General features: G+C 35.1%; 11 protein-coding genes. 6 read left to right on the top strand and 5 right to left on the bottom strand.

All coding sequences use genetic code 11. The features are described 5' to 3' along the window. Positions 1-341 precede the first annotated feature (341 nt). Positions 342-2,936, top strand: a complete 2,595-nt coding sequence (gene clpB / locus ACNFU2_RS16830; RefSeq protein WP_273650622.1) for an ATP-dependent chaperone ClpB — start codon at positions 342-344, stop codon at positions 2,934-2,936. Between the two features lie 203 nt (positions 2,937-3,139). Here clpB and ACNFU2_RS16825 read toward each other — a convergent pair whose 3' ends face one another. Then, complete coding sequence (locus tag ACNFU2_RS16825) at positions 3,140-4,021, bottom strand: hypothetical protein (protein WP_273650621.1); 882 nt, start codon at positions 4,019-4,021, stop codon at positions 3,140-3,142. Between the two features lie 257 nt (positions 4,022-4,278). Here ACNFU2_RS16825 and ACNFU2_RS16820 point away from each other — a divergent pair, with 257 nt between their 5' ends. From ACNFU2_RS16820 to ACNFU2_RS16800, 5 genes are all read left to right on the top strand, one after another. Further along, a complete protein-coding gene (locus ACNFU2_RS16820) occupies positions 4,279-4,827 on the top strand; it encodes a hypothetical protein (RefSeq protein WP_172284309.1) in 549 nt (182 codons plus the stop codon). A gap of 633 nt (positions 4,828-5,460) precedes the next feature. Then, positions 5,461-6,246 carry a sensor histidine kinase gene (locus ACNFU2_RS16815; RefSeq protein WP_273650619.1) on the top strand — a complete coding sequence of 262 codons (786 nt, stop codon included), beginning with the start codon at positions 5,461-5,463 and terminating at the stop codon, positions 6,244-6,246. Continuing rightward, a complete protein-coding gene (locus tag ACNFU2_RS16810) occupies positions 6,243-6,881 on the top strand; it encodes a response regulator transcription factor (RefSeq protein WP_172284311.1) in 639 nt (212 codons plus the stop codon). Before ACNFU2_RS16815 ends, ACNFU2_RS16810 begins: the two co-directional genes overlap by 4 nt. Positions 6,882-7,294: 413 nt before the next feature. Beyond that, complete coding sequence (locus ACNFU2_RS16805; protein WP_418122389.1) at positions 7,295-8,290, top strand: zinc metalloprotease; 996 nt, start codon at positions 7,295-7,297, stop codon at positions 8,288-8,290. A 96-nt stretch (positions 8,291-8,386) separates the two neighbouring features. After that, on the top strand, positions 8,387-9,769 hold the full coding sequence (locus tag ACNFU2_RS16800) for a phosphatase PAP2 family protein (RefSeq protein WP_306615022.1): 1,383 nt from the start codon (positions 8,387-8,389) through the stop codon (positions 9,767-9,769). Between the two features lie 37 nt (positions 9,770-9,806). On the opposite strand, the gene ACNFU2_RS16795 is transcribed toward ACNFU2_RS16800, so the two are convergent. The 4 genes from ACNFU2_RS16795 to ACNFU2_RS16780 form a co-directional block, all read right to left on the bottom strand. Then, positions 9,807-11,672: a M1 family metallopeptidase gene (locus tag ACNFU2_RS16795; protein WP_306615024.1), complete on the bottom strand. Its 1,866-nt coding sequence runs from the start codon at positions 11,670-11,672 to the stop codon at positions 9,807-9,809. Positions 11,673-11,895: 223 nt separating this feature from the next. Continuing rightward, positions 11,896-12,654, bottom strand: coding sequence for an endonuclease/exonuclease/phosphatase family protein (locus ACNFU2_RS16790; protein WP_306615026.1), 759 nt, complete (start codon positions 12,652-12,654; stop codon positions 11,896-11,898). A 182-nt stretch (positions 12,655-12,836) separates the two neighbouring features. After that, positions 12,837-15,029 (bottom strand): M1 family metallopeptidase, encoded by a 2,193-nt coding sequence (locus ACNFU2_RS16785; RefSeq protein WP_418122387.1) that lies wholly within the window; start codon positions 15,027-15,029, stop codon positions 12,837-12,839. A gap of 86 nt (positions 15,030-15,115) precedes the next feature. Beyond that, a complete protein-coding gene (locus ACNFU2_RS16780) occupies positions 15,116-15,997 on the bottom strand; it encodes an SDR family oxidoreductase (protein ID WP_172284316.1) in 882 nt (293 codons plus the stop codon). Between the last annotated feature and the right edge of the window lie 95 nt (positions 15,998-16,092).

Below are 16,092 nucleotides of genomic sequence, written 5' to 3'. Positions count from 1 at the left end.
CTGTTGTTTTTTGCCTCATAAAAGTTTTACATACCTCTTTTAATCTGATTTCAAAATAAAAAAGAATGTCAAAATTTACAGATGATATGATGAAAATGGAAATTTTGTCTAGTTACCTCAGTGTTAAAAATACAATATTCGGAAATTTTGTCCAATTTATTTATAAATTCAATAATTGAACACTTTTTGTGTTATACGACCCGAATTAAATGATTAAATTAGATCAAGGACATCAGACTTTAGATACGGATTTAAGAAATTAAATTTAATTCAAAGTCTGAATGGTCTGAAATCTGATGTCTAAAATCTATACACTTTAAGTCAACCCAAAAATATAAAATATGAATTTAAATCAATATACTGTAAAATCACAAGAAGCCATTCAGGCAGCCCAGCAAGTTGCTATGGAATTGGGTAATCAAAGCATAGAACCTCAACATTTACTGGAAGGAATCTTTCAGGTAGATGAAAATATTTCACCTTTTTTACTGAAAAAATCGGAAGCCGATGCATCTTTGGTAAGAGAGAGAAACCGTGAAAGTTTAGAAAGACTTCCTAAAGTTCAGGGAGGTAATATTTATCTCTCACAATCAGCAAATAAAGTCCTATTGGATGCGCCGAACATTGCAAAGAAAATGGGTGATGAGTATGTAACAATCGAACACTTATGGCTGTCACTTTTGGATACTTCATCTGAAGTTTCTAAAATGCTTAAAGATATGGGGGTTACCAAAAGCTTACTGGAAGGCGCTATTAAGGAATTAAGAAAAGGGAGCAAAGCAAATTCTGCAAGTTCAGAAGAAACTTACCAATCTCTCAATAAATATGCTAAAAATTTTAATGAATTAGCAGCAGAAGGAAAACTGGATCCGGTAATCGGACGTGATGAAGAAATCCGTCGTGTATTACAGATTCTTTCCAGAAGAACAAAAAACAATCCGATCCTAATTGGAGAACCAGGTGTAGGTAAAACTGCAATTGCAGAAGGGATTGCACATAGAATTATTAACGGAGACGTTCCTGAAAATCTGATGGATAAAACTTTATATTCATTAGATATGGGAGCATTAATCGCCGGAGCAAAATATAAGGGAGAATTTGAAGAGCGTTTGAAGTCTGTCGTTAATGAGGTAATAAAGTCTGACGGACAAATTATTCTTTTCATTGATGAAATCCACACATTAGTAGGAGCTGGTGGTGGTGAAGGCGCTATGGACGCAGCAAATATTTTAAAACCCGCCTTGGCAAGAGGAGAATTAAGAGCAATAGGTGCCACTACCTTGAATGAATATCAAAAATATTTTGAAAAGGACAAAGCCCTTGAAAGACGTTTTCAGAAAGTAATGGTGGAAGAGCCGGATACAGAATCTGCGATCTCTATTTTACGTGGAATTAAAGATAAATACGAAGCGCATCATAAAGTAAGAATCAAAGATGAGGCTATTATTGCAGCAGTTGAAATGTCTCAAAGATACATCTCAGACCGATTCTTACCGGATAAAGCAATTGACCTTATTGATGAGGCTTCTGCCAAGTTGAGAATGGAAATCAACTCCAAACCCGAAGAGCTTGATGTCTTGGATAGAAAGCTTATGCAGATGGAAATTGAGCTGGCTGCTATTTCAAGAGAAGGCAATCAGACCAAAATTGACCATTTAAAAGAAGATATTTCAAAAATTTCCGAACAACGAAATGAGATTAATGCAAAATGGTTGAAAGAAAAACAAAAAAGTGAAGATCTTACACAGATTAAAAAAGATATTGAATCTTTAAAACTAGAAGCGGAAAGAGCTTCCAGAGCTGGAGATTATGCCAAAGTAGCAGAAATCCAATATGGAAAAATCAAAGAAAAAGAAGATGACTTGCAGAAGCTGGAACTTGAAATGCAAAATCATCAGAACGAATTAATAAAAGAAGAGGTAACTGCAGAAAATATCTCCGAAGTAATTGCTAAGTGGACAGGAATTCCTGTAACAAAACTTTTACAATCGGAAAGGGAGAAATTGCTGCACCTTGAAACAGAACTTCATCACAGGGTTGTAGGACAAGAAGAAGCCATTCAGGCTGTTTCTGATGCGATCAGAAGAAACCGTGCAGGATTGAGTGATGAGAAAAAACCAATAGGATCCTTTCTTTTCCTCGGTACAACAGGTGTCGGTAAAACAGAGTTAGCAAAAGCGCTGGCTGAATTTTTATTCGACGATGAGAACAATATGACCCGAATAGATATGAGTGAATATCAGGAACGTCATTCTGTTTCCAGATTAGTAGGAGCGCCTCCCGGATATGTAGGATATGATGAAGGAGGACAACTTACAGAAGCAGTGAGAAGACGACCTTATTCAGTTGTTCTTTTGGATGAGATTGAAAAAGCCCACCCTGATGTTTTCAATACCTTATTGCAGGTTTTGGATGATGGTCGTTTGACAGACAACAAAGGCAGAGTTGTCAACTTTAAAAACTCAATTATCATTATGACTTCTAACCTGGGCTCACATTTGATTCAGGAAAATTTTGAAAACATTACTGAAGCCAATCAGGATGAAATCGTAGAGAAAACAAAAGAAGAAGTTTTTGACTTATTAAAGCAAACTCTTCGTCCGGAGTTCTTAAACAGAATTGATGAGATTGTATTATTCCAGCCTTTAAGAAAAAAGGAAATTGGAAAAATTGTTCAGTATCAGTTGCGAGGCTTTAATGATATGTTAGCAAAACGAAATATTATCATGACAGCAACTCAGGATGCCGTAGATTATTTAATGAATAAAGGATATGATCCTGCTTTTGGTGCAAGACCTTTAAAGAGAGTTATCCAGCAGGAAGTTTTAAATAAACTATCCCGCGAGATTCTGGCCGGAAATGTAAATGACGGAGACCGAATCACTTTGGATTATTTCGATGAAACAGGTCTGGTTTTCAGACCGGCGGAAAAATAAATAGTTTTTTTCATATATATTATTTTTGTAGTAAGTGCTGTAGACAAAATCTACAGCACTTATTTTTGTTAATTCACATTGACATAACATCTGGACAACGCTATGAAAGTAACACATAACGATATCAAAAAAGATTCAAGTGTAAAAAAAACGGTAGAAATTATTATTTCTACCGCTTTTTTATTTTTATCCGGACATCAAAGTTATTTAAGAGCCGGGAGATTATTTAGAATATTCAAATTTTTACTATTTGCATCATTTCCCTTAGGAAATGCTGTAAAAAAGATACATTGGCTTCCTGCCTTTTGCTTCCCTTTATTCACAGCGCCCGAACTGAAGCTATTCTGTCCCATATTAATTGCAATATTCACGTCAGTAATACCATTAATCACAGCCTGTTCTTTTACATATTGAAGATATCCCTTCAATAAACCAATACTATAAAAATATTGCTTTTTAACTTCAATCCCTTTTGCATCCAACGTCTTTTCATTGTTTAATGCATAGGTTTTGTCTAAAAGTGAAGCTGTTTCATTAGCAATGAGATAATTATTAATATTCTTATCTAAGATATCATTTTTATCTGCTGTCGCATCAGGAGGAATAATACTACCATGATTCATTGCCTCTACACAATTAGCCGCAGAAACAGTATCTGCAGGAGTTTTGTAAGACATTAGATACATAGTCTGATATCCTTTATAATCTTCTCTCTGATGAGCGTCCACTTTTTCGGAAGAAGGGTATTGTCCGATATTAACCCCAATTAATGCATCTTGCCCTGCTTTCTCTTCTACATTTGCAATAAACGCTTCCAAAATTTCTATTGGATAAATTACCTGTCTTGCATCTTCGGCTGACAATCCCCTAGCTGTTCGTCCCCCTAATAATACAGCGTAGTTATTAGTGAGATAAGTATCTGCCAGCGCCTGAGCTGTTTTACTATCAATTAATCGGTCCTTGTAATTTTGAGAAATTACTTTATCGCTTGATGCTTCACTTTCATTATCACTGTTGCATGATTGAAATAACATTCCAACCGATAAAAGTCCCAATATGGCAATGCTAAAAAGTTTTGTTTTCAAAATTATTTTTTTTTCTACAAGTAAATATATTCAATTATTAATAATTATAATATAATAAGCATTTATTTTAACATAAAAATAAAATCTAATTAAGATTCGAAACATCAATTTTTTCACCAAAAAATTACCATTTTATAAAGAAAATCCATCTTCCCGTAAAATCACGGATAACAAATAGGAGAAATCCCTGTCATTTAACCTAAAATTTTTCCGAGATTTGCATTACTAACTAACACTGTGTTTAAAAAACTAACATTATGGAAACAAAACCTATTCTCGAAGGTGATGTGGAGACACTAAGTCTTCCAAACACTATGAGTAATGTCTTTATTCAGGAGCTGATTAATAATTACCGTAATAATCAACTGAAAGCAATTAATTCTACTCTTGAAATGACTGATGCAGATTCTATCTGGTTTGACTTGCCTAAATTGAAAAAATTCATTAACGATCTTGAAACAGAAGCTAAGAAAGTGAATCCCGCAACCAGTGAAAGTGATTTGGGTATTAGATTTTATTATGCTGCTTATCCTAAGATTGACAATTGGACAATTATGGAAAGTCATACTGTTCCAAAAGAGTACGCTGAACGACATACTTTAATAATGGTTCCCACTCTAAAAAAAGAAGACAAAAACGGAAAGATTTTACATTACGATTTCAATCCATCCAATTCCAATGGTCAGGTAATCGCTATGGCATTAAAATCTCGAAATACAACAGATCCTATTGAAGAAGAAGGCGGACTAGCACAAAACCACGGAAGCTTAATTCCTCCTGATTCTCCAATTGTTCAAAACTATTAAGTAAAAAATGGATTCATTGCGAAGTGTACTGGACTATTCATTATATTGTACAGAAGGTTTATCCGCTTTAGTTTCGATTTTTTTTCTAAAGTCATTAAAAAATCAATACTGGAAGTACTTTTCAATATATTTGATAGCAATTTTTATATTTGAGTCTTTTGGCAGGTATGGAAATTTTTCCTTATTTTCAAAAATCAAATATTATAATTATTTTGTAATCCCCATGGAATTTTTGTTTTTCTATTGGTTATATGCTGCAAAATCATTCAACAATAGAAAACTATTCGGGATCCTTTCATTATTTTATCTGATTTCATTTATTCCCAGTGAACTGTATTTTAAGGAAAGTAAAATAATTTATTCATTTAATTATACTTTTGGGTGTTTACTTTTAATGATTTTAGTTATCATGGAGTACTATAAACAGGTGAATTCTGAAGATATAATCAATTTCAGTAACAATAAAATGTTTTATATAAATCTGGGAGTAACATTATTTTATATTGGAACACTTCCATTTTTTACATTTTATACACTTCTATATTATGACAACCGGGAAATCTGGAGTATTTATTGCAATTACTCACAGATTTCAGATATTATCATGTATTTATTATTTTCAGCTTCATTCATATGGGGAAAACGGAACTTTTAATAACCATTATTTTATTTAACGTATTCTTTGTATTATTCGTAGCTGCGCTAATGGTATACATTAGAAAATACAGACAGCGAAAAAAAGAGTATTTAAATGAAATTGAAATAAAAAATGAAATCCATCAGAAGGAGCTCTTGGCCACTCAGCTGGAGATCCAACAGGCTACTATGCAACAGATTGGCCGTGAACTTCATGACAACATAGGACAGAAACTCACATTAGTAAGCTTGTACACTCAGCAACTTTTATACGAAAATAAAGTTCCTGAAGTCAATGAAAGAATAGAACAGGTATCACAGATCATCAACCAATCCCTTCAGGACCTTAGAAGTCTTTCGAAAACTTTAACTGATGATAATATCAATCAAAAGGAAATCGTAACCTTAATTCAGGAAGAAGTCGACAACACCAATGCTTTTAAAAAATGTAATGTAAGCTTTAAACATAATTTTAAACAACTGGATCTGGGATTCGTACATAAGAATGTACTTTTGAGAATCACCCAGGAATTTATTCAGAACAGTATAAAGCATGCCCACTGCAAAAATATTTTCATTAACCTCAATACTTCGAATGAAGCACTTTGGGAACTGAATATCCAGGATGACGGTATCGGATTTGACAGGACTAACATAAGATCTAATGGCATTGGATTAACCAATATGAAAAACAGAGCGGAAATCATAGGAGCAGACTTCACTCTGGAAAGTTTAAAGAACAAAGGAACAACCGTTAATATTACACTAAAAAGACAGCCATGAAAAAAACAATTGTTATCGTTGACGACCACATCCTTATTGCGAAGGCATTGGAAGGTATTATTGACAACTTTAAAGATTTTGAAGTTATTTATGTCTGTGAAAACGGAAAAGATCTTATTCAGAAATTCGAAAATAACAATAAAATTCCTGATATTATCTTACTCGACATCAGCATGCCAATTATGGATGGTTTCGAAACCGTGTTATGGCTCAAAGAAAACCACCCTGATATTAAAGTAATGGCCTTGAGCATGCAAGGGGATGACAAAAGCGTCATCAAAATGATAAAAAACGGGGCAAAAGGGTATTTATTAAAAAACACCCACCCTAAAGAACTGGAAACAGCTCTTGTGAAATTAAATACGGAAGGATTCTTTTATCCGGAATGGGCGTCACGCATTATATTTTCTAATCTGAACAATGAAACTGAATCTAAAGATACAGTGCGGATTTCTGAGCGTGAAAAAGAATTCCTGAAATATACAGTTACTGAACTAAGTTATAAAGAAATAGCTGATAAAATGTGCTGCAGTCCAAGAACTGTGGAAAGTTACAGAGACCAGCTTTGTGAAAAATTAGATTTGAAAACCCGTGTGGGACTCGCTGTTTTCGCCATGAAAAATGGATTCGACTAGTTTCTCGGATTGCTTACCGATTAAAAACCTTTTCCAATTTAAATTATAAAAAGTCCCTTTTTGAAATTCAGAAAGGGACTTTTTACACTGTAAATACTGGCAAAAGAAGGACAAAACATTCGAAGAGCAGTAAATCATACCTTCCCATAATACGTTTTATTAATTATGCAATGAATATCAATTTTACTTACATAATTATAAACAAAATAAAGATTCAGATATGGAAATTATAAAAATGAGTAAAAACACGAAAACACCGCCAGTAAAGTATAAAATCACCATAAAAGGAAATAAATTACTGAATTAAAAGTTATAAAAACCCATAAAATAATAGCAATTCATAAAAATGAGATTTTGCAAACTCACCCAAAATAATATAATTTCGTTTTTCCACAAATAAATTTATAGAAACTATGAAAAAACTATTATTTGGAATCCTGGCATTAGGATTCATGTCCGCTTGTAACAGCGACAATGTTTCAAATCAAGGTGAAGAGACTGCAAACAAATTTGCAACTGCTTCAGATTTAGCCAACAGAAGATCTTGTCCTTCAGAAGAAATCAGAAAGCAAACACTTCAGAACAATCCTGAACTCAGACAAAAGTATGCAGCTATTGAAGCGAATACTGAAAGATTTGCAAACGCAATTAAAATGGGGAAAGTTCTTGCAGATGGTACTGTTGAAATTCCTGTGGTAGTAAATGTATTGTACAATACTTCTGCACAAAATGTTTCTGATGCCAGAATAGCAGAGCAAATTGCTGTTCTTAATGCTGACTACGGAGGTACGAACAGTGATGTAAATAAAATACCAACAGAATTTCAATCTGTAAAATCAGGAGATGTAAAAGTGAGATTCAGACTAGCAAATACCGTAAGAAAATCTACAACTAAAACAAGCTGGAGCACTAATGATGCCATGAAAAAAGCTTCTTCCGGAGGTATTGACGCCACCAATCCTACCAACTATTTCAACATCTGGGTAGTAGGCAGCATGGGACAAGTTCTTGGATATGCGACCTTCCCTGAATCAGCAGGATTATGGAATGATGGGGTGGTGATTGCAGCTCCTTATTTTGGAAAAACAGGAGCATCTTCTCCTTTCAATTTGGGAAGAACGGCTACTCATGAAGTAGGACACTATTTAAATCTTAGACATATCTGGGGTGATGCAAATTGCGGAAACGATCAGGTAGCGGATACACCTACACAAACAGGAGCTAATTATAACAAACCTACATATCCTGTATACAATACTTGTAGTGGGGTATCAAGATCTATTATGTTCATGAACTATATGGACTATGTAGATGATGCTGCAATGTTTATGTTCTCTGCAGGGCAAAAAACAAGAATGCAGGCAGTTGTAAGTTCTTCTGGTCCTAGAGCAGGTTTAAGAGTATTATAAGTTTTCTTAATATGTTAAAAAAGCCTTTCTCAGTTTTGAGAAAGGTTTTTTTTTATATTTTTGGCAAATTTTAAAATTTAAAATAAAAAACACACAATGATGAATAAATTAGTATTAGCATTTTTTATGCTGCTTACCTTATGCCTATACAAGGCACAGGATACTCTTCAGCAAGAAAACAATCTCTCTCATTCTATTTCAGAACCTCCCGCACTTTCAGAGAAGGTACCTTTCTTAAAAAAAGAATGGGTCCAAAAATCAATTGCCCCAACATTATTATTTACCGCTTCAGCAGCTACCTGGGGTGAGCGTAAAAACATCCGTGACATCAGAAATCGATATCTGCCGGATTTTAAGGCTAGTTTTGACGATTACCTTCAATATGCTCCTGCTGCTACGGTGTACGGTTTGAAGTTAGCGGGAATTAAAGGACGTAATAATATTGGAAGAGCTACTTTATCTTATGCCACAAGTTTAGCTATTATGGGAATCATCGTCAATTCTGTAAAGTACACATCTAAAGTTGAACGTCCGGATGCATCAGCCAAAAACTCTTTTCCATCCGGGCACGCTGCAATGGCTTTTGCCAACGCCAGCTTTCTACACAAGGAGTATGGACTCGTAAATCCGGCTTACAGTATTGGAGGATATGGCGCAGCTACATTGACAGGACTTGGAAGAAACCTGAATAACAGACATTGGATGCCTGATATTCTTGCGGGTGCAGGAGTAGGGATTATTTCTACTGAATTAGGATATTTTTTCATTGATAAATTTTACAAGAATAAAGGAGATAATCTAAGCCTGCTTTCCAGGATAGAAAGTAACGGATATCCTTCTTTTCTGTCTATAAAAGTGGGATCAGCACTCGCTACCACGAACTTCTTGAAAGAATCTGAGCTCGATAACAGAAAGCAGGTTGGTTTTGATGCAGGATTAGAAGGAGCCTATTTTTTTTCAAAAAAATGGGGAATTGGAGGAGATCTTAGCTTTAGTAGTTTCCCGATCAAACCTCAAAGACTTACTTTGGATGATGAGGAACACTATGAAAACTTTGATATCACGACTCAGTCATTAGGATTTCTCAATTTTGGTTTGGGTCCATATTTTTCTCATGAATTTGCAAAAAACTGGGAAGTCATGTTAAAAGCTACAGGTGGCTATTCAATACCTGCAAGCGGAAAAATTTTTGTTAAAAGTGAGCATATTGGCACTCCAGACAATCAATTGGAGCTGGCAACTTATAAACCTTCAAAGGCTTTCAGGCTTAATTTAGGAAGTGCTATTACTTATAAATTCAATCCTGAACTCGGGATTACCGCCTACGCCGAATACAACCAGATTAAGTCCACGATGAATTACCACTTTAGCGACCTGGTGAAAGACGACGAAGAAATGAACGAAGTATTCAACACTTCTTTTGCTAAAGAAAAAGTTAGATATATAACGATTGGATTAAGATTAACAGCTTATTTCTAATAATCAAAAAGCCTTCAGAATACTGAAGGCTTTTTGATTATAAATTTTTAGAATTATTTTCAGGAGTATAATCCATAAAAATATCCCCATCAAGTTTGATCGATTTTACTTTATTTTTTACAGGAATCGTAAGAACTGCCTGTTTTTGATTTTTCTCCCATAATGAAGGTGTAAAATGAAGACTTTCAATTCCTCCGTCGTCATAAGTTATTACAGCATCAAAAGGAATTGCAAAACCTCCGACATTATCAATATTTATTGTAAGCAATCCGTTCTCCTGAGTTCCTTTTGTAATTTTGAGATCGATATAATTGTTTGTATAGAACCAATTATTCCAGAACCAGTTCAAATCTTTCCCTGATCCTGTATTCATAGAATTAAAATAATCCCATGGAATCGGATGTTTTCCATTCCAATTGTTCATATAATGGTGTAATGCTTTTTTAAACAGATCATCCCCAAGATAATCTTTTAAAGCCAGATAAGACAGAGATGCCTTTACATAAGAATTATTCCCATATCCTGCTCCACTTACCTGTGTACTCATGGTAATAATGGGCTGATCCTGTTCGGCAGAAGGATCATTGATCCATTTCTTTACCCTGAAATTTTTATAAAAATCCTTTGCTTTAGCTTCACCATTCTCATCAATTCCAATCAGATATTCGAGGGTTGTTGCCCAACCCTCATCCATAAAAGCATATCGTGTTTCATTGATCCCCATATAAAAAGGGAAATAGGTATGAGCAGTTTCATGATCTGCCGTTAATCTCGCATCTTCAAAATTATCCGGAATACTGTTATCATTAATCATCATTGGATATTCCATATCAGCATATCCCTGAACAGCAGTCATTACAGGATATGGATACTCCACGCCCGGCCAGTTTTTAGAATACCAATCAAGGTTATAACGCATCCAGTCTACATAATGTTCAAAATCTTTAGCACCTGCTTTGTATGCAGACTGCACACTTGCTCGTTTTGTTTTGAGCTGAACACTTGCCCCATCCCATACATAATGATTACTCAAGGCGAAACAAAAATCCGTGATATTAGCGGCTTTGAATTTCCAGGTATTCCACTTATTCTGCTTAGTTACCTTTCCTGATTTCATTTCCTCCTGGCTTGCAATATGAACAACCTGATCGCTCCTCAGAGATGTCTTGTATCTTTTTAAATAATTAGGCTGTAAAACAGCTTCGGGATTGAGAAATTCTCCCGTTGCCCAAACCACATAATTTTTGGGTGCAATGATTGCAAAATTATAATCATTAAAATCATTGTAGAATTCTTGCCTGTCCGAATGTGGCAGCATATCCCAGCCATTATAATCATCATACACTGAAATTCTTGGGAAAGAATAAGCAACATAAAATGTTTCAGGATCAATCTGTCCTTCTCTTTCACTTTTTACAGACAATGGATATTCCCACTCTATTTTAATTTCTGATTTTGATTTCGATTTAATAGCGGTTTGCAGCTTTACACTTGCAACAGTTCCCCAATCATCACTGTTTATGTTATATTTTTCCCCATTTACAATAAAAGATTTGATATGCAATCCTGAAGATAGAAAGTCTTTGGATACAAAGCCTGATCTCGGAGCTTGTGGCTTATGAAGGTTATTGACAAACCTTATGGCTAAAGAGTGTAAATCGCCGGGGCTATTGTTACTATAAGTAATCGTTTCTTTTCCGGAAACGATTTTTGTATTATCATCTACTTTTACTTCTACATTGTATATCCCTTTATTCTGCCAGTAATTTTTACCCGGAGCCCCGGAAATATCACGCGTCCCATTTTCATATGCTTTTTTTACATTTCTTGGTATGTATAGTTCTTGTCCTGAAAAATAGTGTGCTGAAGCAACCATTAAACATCCAAAAAGCAATCTCTTCATATCTATTTTTTAAAAATAAGTCTCAAAATTAGGTAAAATGTAACAGAGAAATATAATTAATCACCGCACAGATACTGATATTAGCAAATTTTAACGTATGTTTTTTACATCCACCCTTGTTTATCAGTTTTTTTGTTGTTCTAGCCCTATTAAGACAAAAGCTAATCCAATCCCTGAGAGGAATTGGATTTGAAATTATTTTTCCGAATAAAGAAGATTAGATTTATAATGAAAGCTCTGCAATAACCGGAAAATGATCCGAAGGATACAGCAGGTTTTCTCTTCTGTCATTAATATGCCTGTGAGATTTTATTTTCATTCCCTTTACAAAAATATAATCAATTCGGTCTTTAGGAATTTCATTGACATTAAATCCGGTGAATGTCCCTTTTGGACCATAGTGTTGGGTTTCAGAGTTATAAAAACTATCCTTCAGATTTTGGGAAATAATCTTTATAGGCTCACTGTTGTCTGTTAAATTGAAGTCTCCACTTAAAGTTAAAGGCAGATTTCCAGGATTCAATTCTTTTATTTTTTTAAGAATCAACTCCGCAGATTTCACTCTTGCAACATTTCCAACATGATCAAAATGAAGATTCATTGCTAAGAATTCTTTTTTAGATTTTCTATCTTTAAAAACTGCATATGTACATACCCTGTTGCATGCCGCATCCCAGCCTCTGGAAGGCTTATCCGGTGTTTCCGAAAGCCAGAATGTACCGGATTTCACAACCTGTAACCTTTCATTATCATAAAAAATAGCTGAAAATTCACCTTCTTCTTTTCCATCGTCCCTGCCCACACCGACATAATTATAATTTTGCAATCCTTTTTTAAGGTCTTTCATCTGTTCTGGCAATGCTTCCTGAACCCCAAAATAATCCGGATGATAATACATTAATAAATCCTGTACATCTTGCTTTCGTTCTGTCCATGCATTTTCCTTATCAGATTCTACCTGTAATCTGATATTGAAACTCATAACTTTAAGGTTTTGTGAAAACCCTATAACAAAAAACAAGACAAACACAATTGAAAATCTAAAACTCATAATCATCTATTTTAAATAATAATTAAACAAAAATAAGGCTTCTCTACCAGAGAGAAGCCTTAAAACCATGATTATATTGTTAATTTTCTGTATTCTTTTTTAAAACAGAATTATTATTCCTTCGTTAATTTAATTTCCTTTTCACCCTGAGTAATCGTCATTGTTTTCTTGTCTTTAGCAAATGTAAAAACAGACTGCCCGAAAAGAAACTTATTATCTCCGTTGTATTCAAGAGGAAATTGTGCATCTCCACCGGCCTGGCCGAAAAGTTGTCCGTTTTTTACTTTAAATGTCAGCTTTAATGGAATCTCTTTGCTTCCAAATGTCCCTGTAAAATCTTTAGGATCAATTTTATCAATTTTCTTGGTATCTGTTACAGAAGCAGAATTGTTTTTCGGATTGATATCGGGAATCTGAGAATTAGGATCCACCTTTACCTCTTCGATTTCCTTAGCAGATTCAATTTGAAAAGTCCATTCTTTATTACGTTTCCAAACCTCAACCGGAAGCTTTACAATTTGTGTTGTCCCGTCTTTAAATCTTACCTGAACTGTAGTTGGCATAGGTAATTGCCCCAGGTTTTCTACCGTAATCTGAGCTCCATTTTTAAAGTCACCACTTATATATTTTACACTTTTAACGGATTGATCAATTTTCCATTTATTAAAGAACCATCCTCGCCAAAACCAATTAAGCTCTTCACCCGAAACGTTCTCCATGGTATGGAAAAAGTCCCAGGGAGTAGGATGTTTGAAAGCCCAACGATCTATATATGTTTTAAATGCTTTATCAAATTTTTCAGGTCCAAGGATTGACTCTCTCAAAATGCCTAAGCCCATACCCGGTTTGAAATAAGCAAGAACTCCGATACTGTGTTCTTTCATATTATCCGGTCCTACCATAATCGGTTCAAAATTATCGCTCATCAAATAACTTCCTGTTTGTGCAATATTTTGCTTTTTGTAATACTCCCCTTTATTGAAGGCTTCAGTAGAAAGCTGATTAATGAATGTATTAAAACCTTCATCCATCCAGGCAAATAACCTTTCATTAGATCCCACAATCATCGGAAACCAGTTGTGTCCGAATTCATGATCCGTAACTCCCCAAAGATCATCTCCCTTGGAATCCATATGACAAAACACAATACCCGGATACTCCATTCCACCTTCATTACCCGCAACGTTTGTAGCTGCAGGATAGGTATATTCATACCATTTCTGAGAATAATGTTCTATCGCAGCTTTCGTGTATTCGGTAGATCTTCCCCAGGCTTTTTCACCTCCACTTTCAGCCGGATACGCTGATATTGCCAAAGACTTCTTGCCACTCGGCAGATTAATTCTTGCCGCATCTAAAACAAATGCAGAAGATGATGCCCATGCAAAATCCCTGGCCTGTTCTATTTTAAACTTCCATGTTTTCGTTCCTGAAGATTGATTTTTACCTATCTCCGATTCAGGGCGGATCATTACTGTTTTATCACTATTTCTTGCCTGTTCCCAACGGTTATTTTCCTCCTTGCTATACACTTCTTTCCCATTAAGAAGTTCCCCTGAGGCAACAACATAATGATTAGCAGGAACGGTTATACTGGCATTGATATTTCCATATTCCAGATAAAACTCCGAAGCTCCCAGATATGGCAACGTATTCCATCCCAGAACGTCATCATACACACACATCCTCGGATACCATTGTGCAATCGTAAAAACTTTACCATTTTTAGTTTCCTGTACTCCCATCCTATCAGAACCATATTCAGGAGAAATAAATGAATAATCAATACTAATTTTCGCCACTCCTCCTTTTGACTTCAAAGCTTTTGGTAAATCAATCTGCATTCTGGTATCGGTAATCGTATATTTTACATCTTTACCATCAAGTTTTACCGATTTAATTTTGTAACCACCCTCCAATTTTTCTCCATGGGCTCCATTTCTACTTCCTGAAATAGGAACTACCGAATTACCACGGGAATCCTGATTAAACAAATTCTGATCGAGCTGAAGCCAAAGAAAACTCAGCTGATCCGGACTGTTATTGGTATATTTTATTTCAGCAGTACCGGTTAACTCATTTTTAGTGTCATTTAAGCTTATGTTAAGATTATAGTCTGCAGAATTTTGCCAATAAGCATGTCCCGGCTGTCCACTTGCAGAACGGGTTTCCGTGCCTGTTTGTGGATAGAAAAACGGCTTAAATGCCTCTACATAATCATATTTAGGTGTTTCCTGAGCAAAAGCAGATCCTGAAAACAGAAAAACCGCTATCGCAGAAACAAAGGTTGATACTTTACACTTCATTTTAAAAATTTATAAACTTACTTAATGGATAGGTAAAAAAAATCCCGGAATTGTTACAAATCCGGGATTTTTTAACTTATTTTGAATTAATTTGATTTTTTAGACTTGATCATTGCCTCTAAAGCATCCCACATTTCCTGAGGAATATCTTCCAACATATTAAACTCTCCTGCTCCTTGCAACCATTCACCACCATCTATAGTAACAACCTCTCCGTTCATATAAGCAGAATAATCCGAAACGAGGTAAGCTGCTAAATTAGCCAGCTCCTGATGCTCTCCGACTCTTCTCAACGGAACTTTTTTTCTCATATCGAATTTCTCCTGGAGATCTCCCGGCAATAATCGATCCCATGCTCCTTTTGTGGGGAAAGGTCCCGGAGCGATTGCATTAAAACGTATTCCATATTTTGCCCATTCTACCGCTAAAGACCGAGTCATTGCCAAAACACCTGCTTTAGCACATGCGGAAGGAACGACATAAGCAGAACCTGTCCACGAATAAGTCGTTACAATATTTAAAACAGTTCCGGGAGTTTTGGAATTTATCCAATGTTTTCCAACGGAAAGTGTGCAGTTTTTTGTTCCCTTTAAAACAATATCTAAAATAGAATCAAATGCAGAATGTGTTAATCTTTCTGTAGGAGAAATAAAGTTCCCGGCAGCATTATTCAGCAAAATATCAATCCTTCCGAACTCCTTTAATGCGGCTTCCTTCATAGCTTCCACTTCATCCCAGTTTCTCACATCACAAGCCACACATAGCACTTTTCCTCCTGTTTCCTCTTCCAGTTCTTTAGCCGTTCCTTGTAATTTTTCGATATTCCTTGAAGTAATCACCACTTTAGCGCCCAATTGAAGAAAATATCTGGTCATTGCTTTTCCCAAGCCGCTTCCTCCTCCCGTTACAATAGCTACTTTATCTTTTAATGCGTCTTCACGCAACATTGGTTGTGTATACAGATTCATACGATTTAATTTTTCCTAAAAATAATAAATATTCAACGGATAAAGCTCAGAATAAGTTTATAAATAAATGTTATAAATAATTGTTCTTTGTTTTT

This window comes from Chryseobacterium sp. PTM-20240506 (genome assembly GCF_048296755.1).
Classification (GTDB): Bacteria; Bacteroidota; Bacteroidia; order Flavobacteriales; family Weeksellaceae; genus Chryseobacterium; species Chryseobacterium proteolyticum.
Note: the sequence above shows the minus strand (reverse complement) of the source record. Positions and strands in the feature narration are given on the sequence as shown.

Coding starts and splice junctions, on each gene's coding strand:
- ACNFU2_RS16810 (WP_172284311.1), top strand. CDS start 6,243: ATGAAAAAAACAATTGTTATCGTTGACGACCACATCCTTATTGCGAAG.
- ACNFU2_RS16800 (WP_306615022.1), top strand. CDS start 8,387: ATGATGAATAAATTAGTATTAGCATTTTTTATGCTGCTTACCTTATGC.
- ACNFU2_RS16785 (WP_418122387.1), bottom strand. CDS start 15,029: ATGAAGTGTAAAGTATCAACCTTTGTTTCTGCGATAGCGGTTTTTCTG.
- clpB (WP_273650622.1), top strand. CDS start 342: ATGAATTTAAATCAATATACTGTAAAATCACAAGAAGCCATTCAGGCA.
- ACNFU2_RS16805 (WP_418122389.1), top strand. CDS start 7,295: ATGAAAAAACTATTATTTGGAATCCTGGCATTAGGATTCATGTCCGCT.
- ACNFU2_RS16815 (WP_273650619.1), top strand. CDS start 5,461: ATGGGGAAAACGGAACTTTTAATAACCATTATTTTATTTAACGTATTC.
- ACNFU2_RS16795 (WP_306615024.1), bottom strand. CDS start 11,672: ATGAAGAGATTGCTTTTTGGATGTTTAATGGTTGCTTCAGCACACTAT.
- ACNFU2_RS16780 (WP_172284316.1), bottom strand. CDS start 15,997: ATGAATCTGTATACACAACCAATGTTGCGTGAAGACGCATTAAAAGAT.
- ACNFU2_RS16790 (WP_306615026.1), bottom strand. CDS start 12,654: ATGAGTTTCAATATCAGATTACAGGTAGAATCTGATAAGGAAAATGCA.
- ACNFU2_RS16820 (WP_172284309.1), top strand. CDS start 4,279: ATGGAAACAAAACCTATTCTCGAAGGTGATGTGGAGACACTAAGTCTT.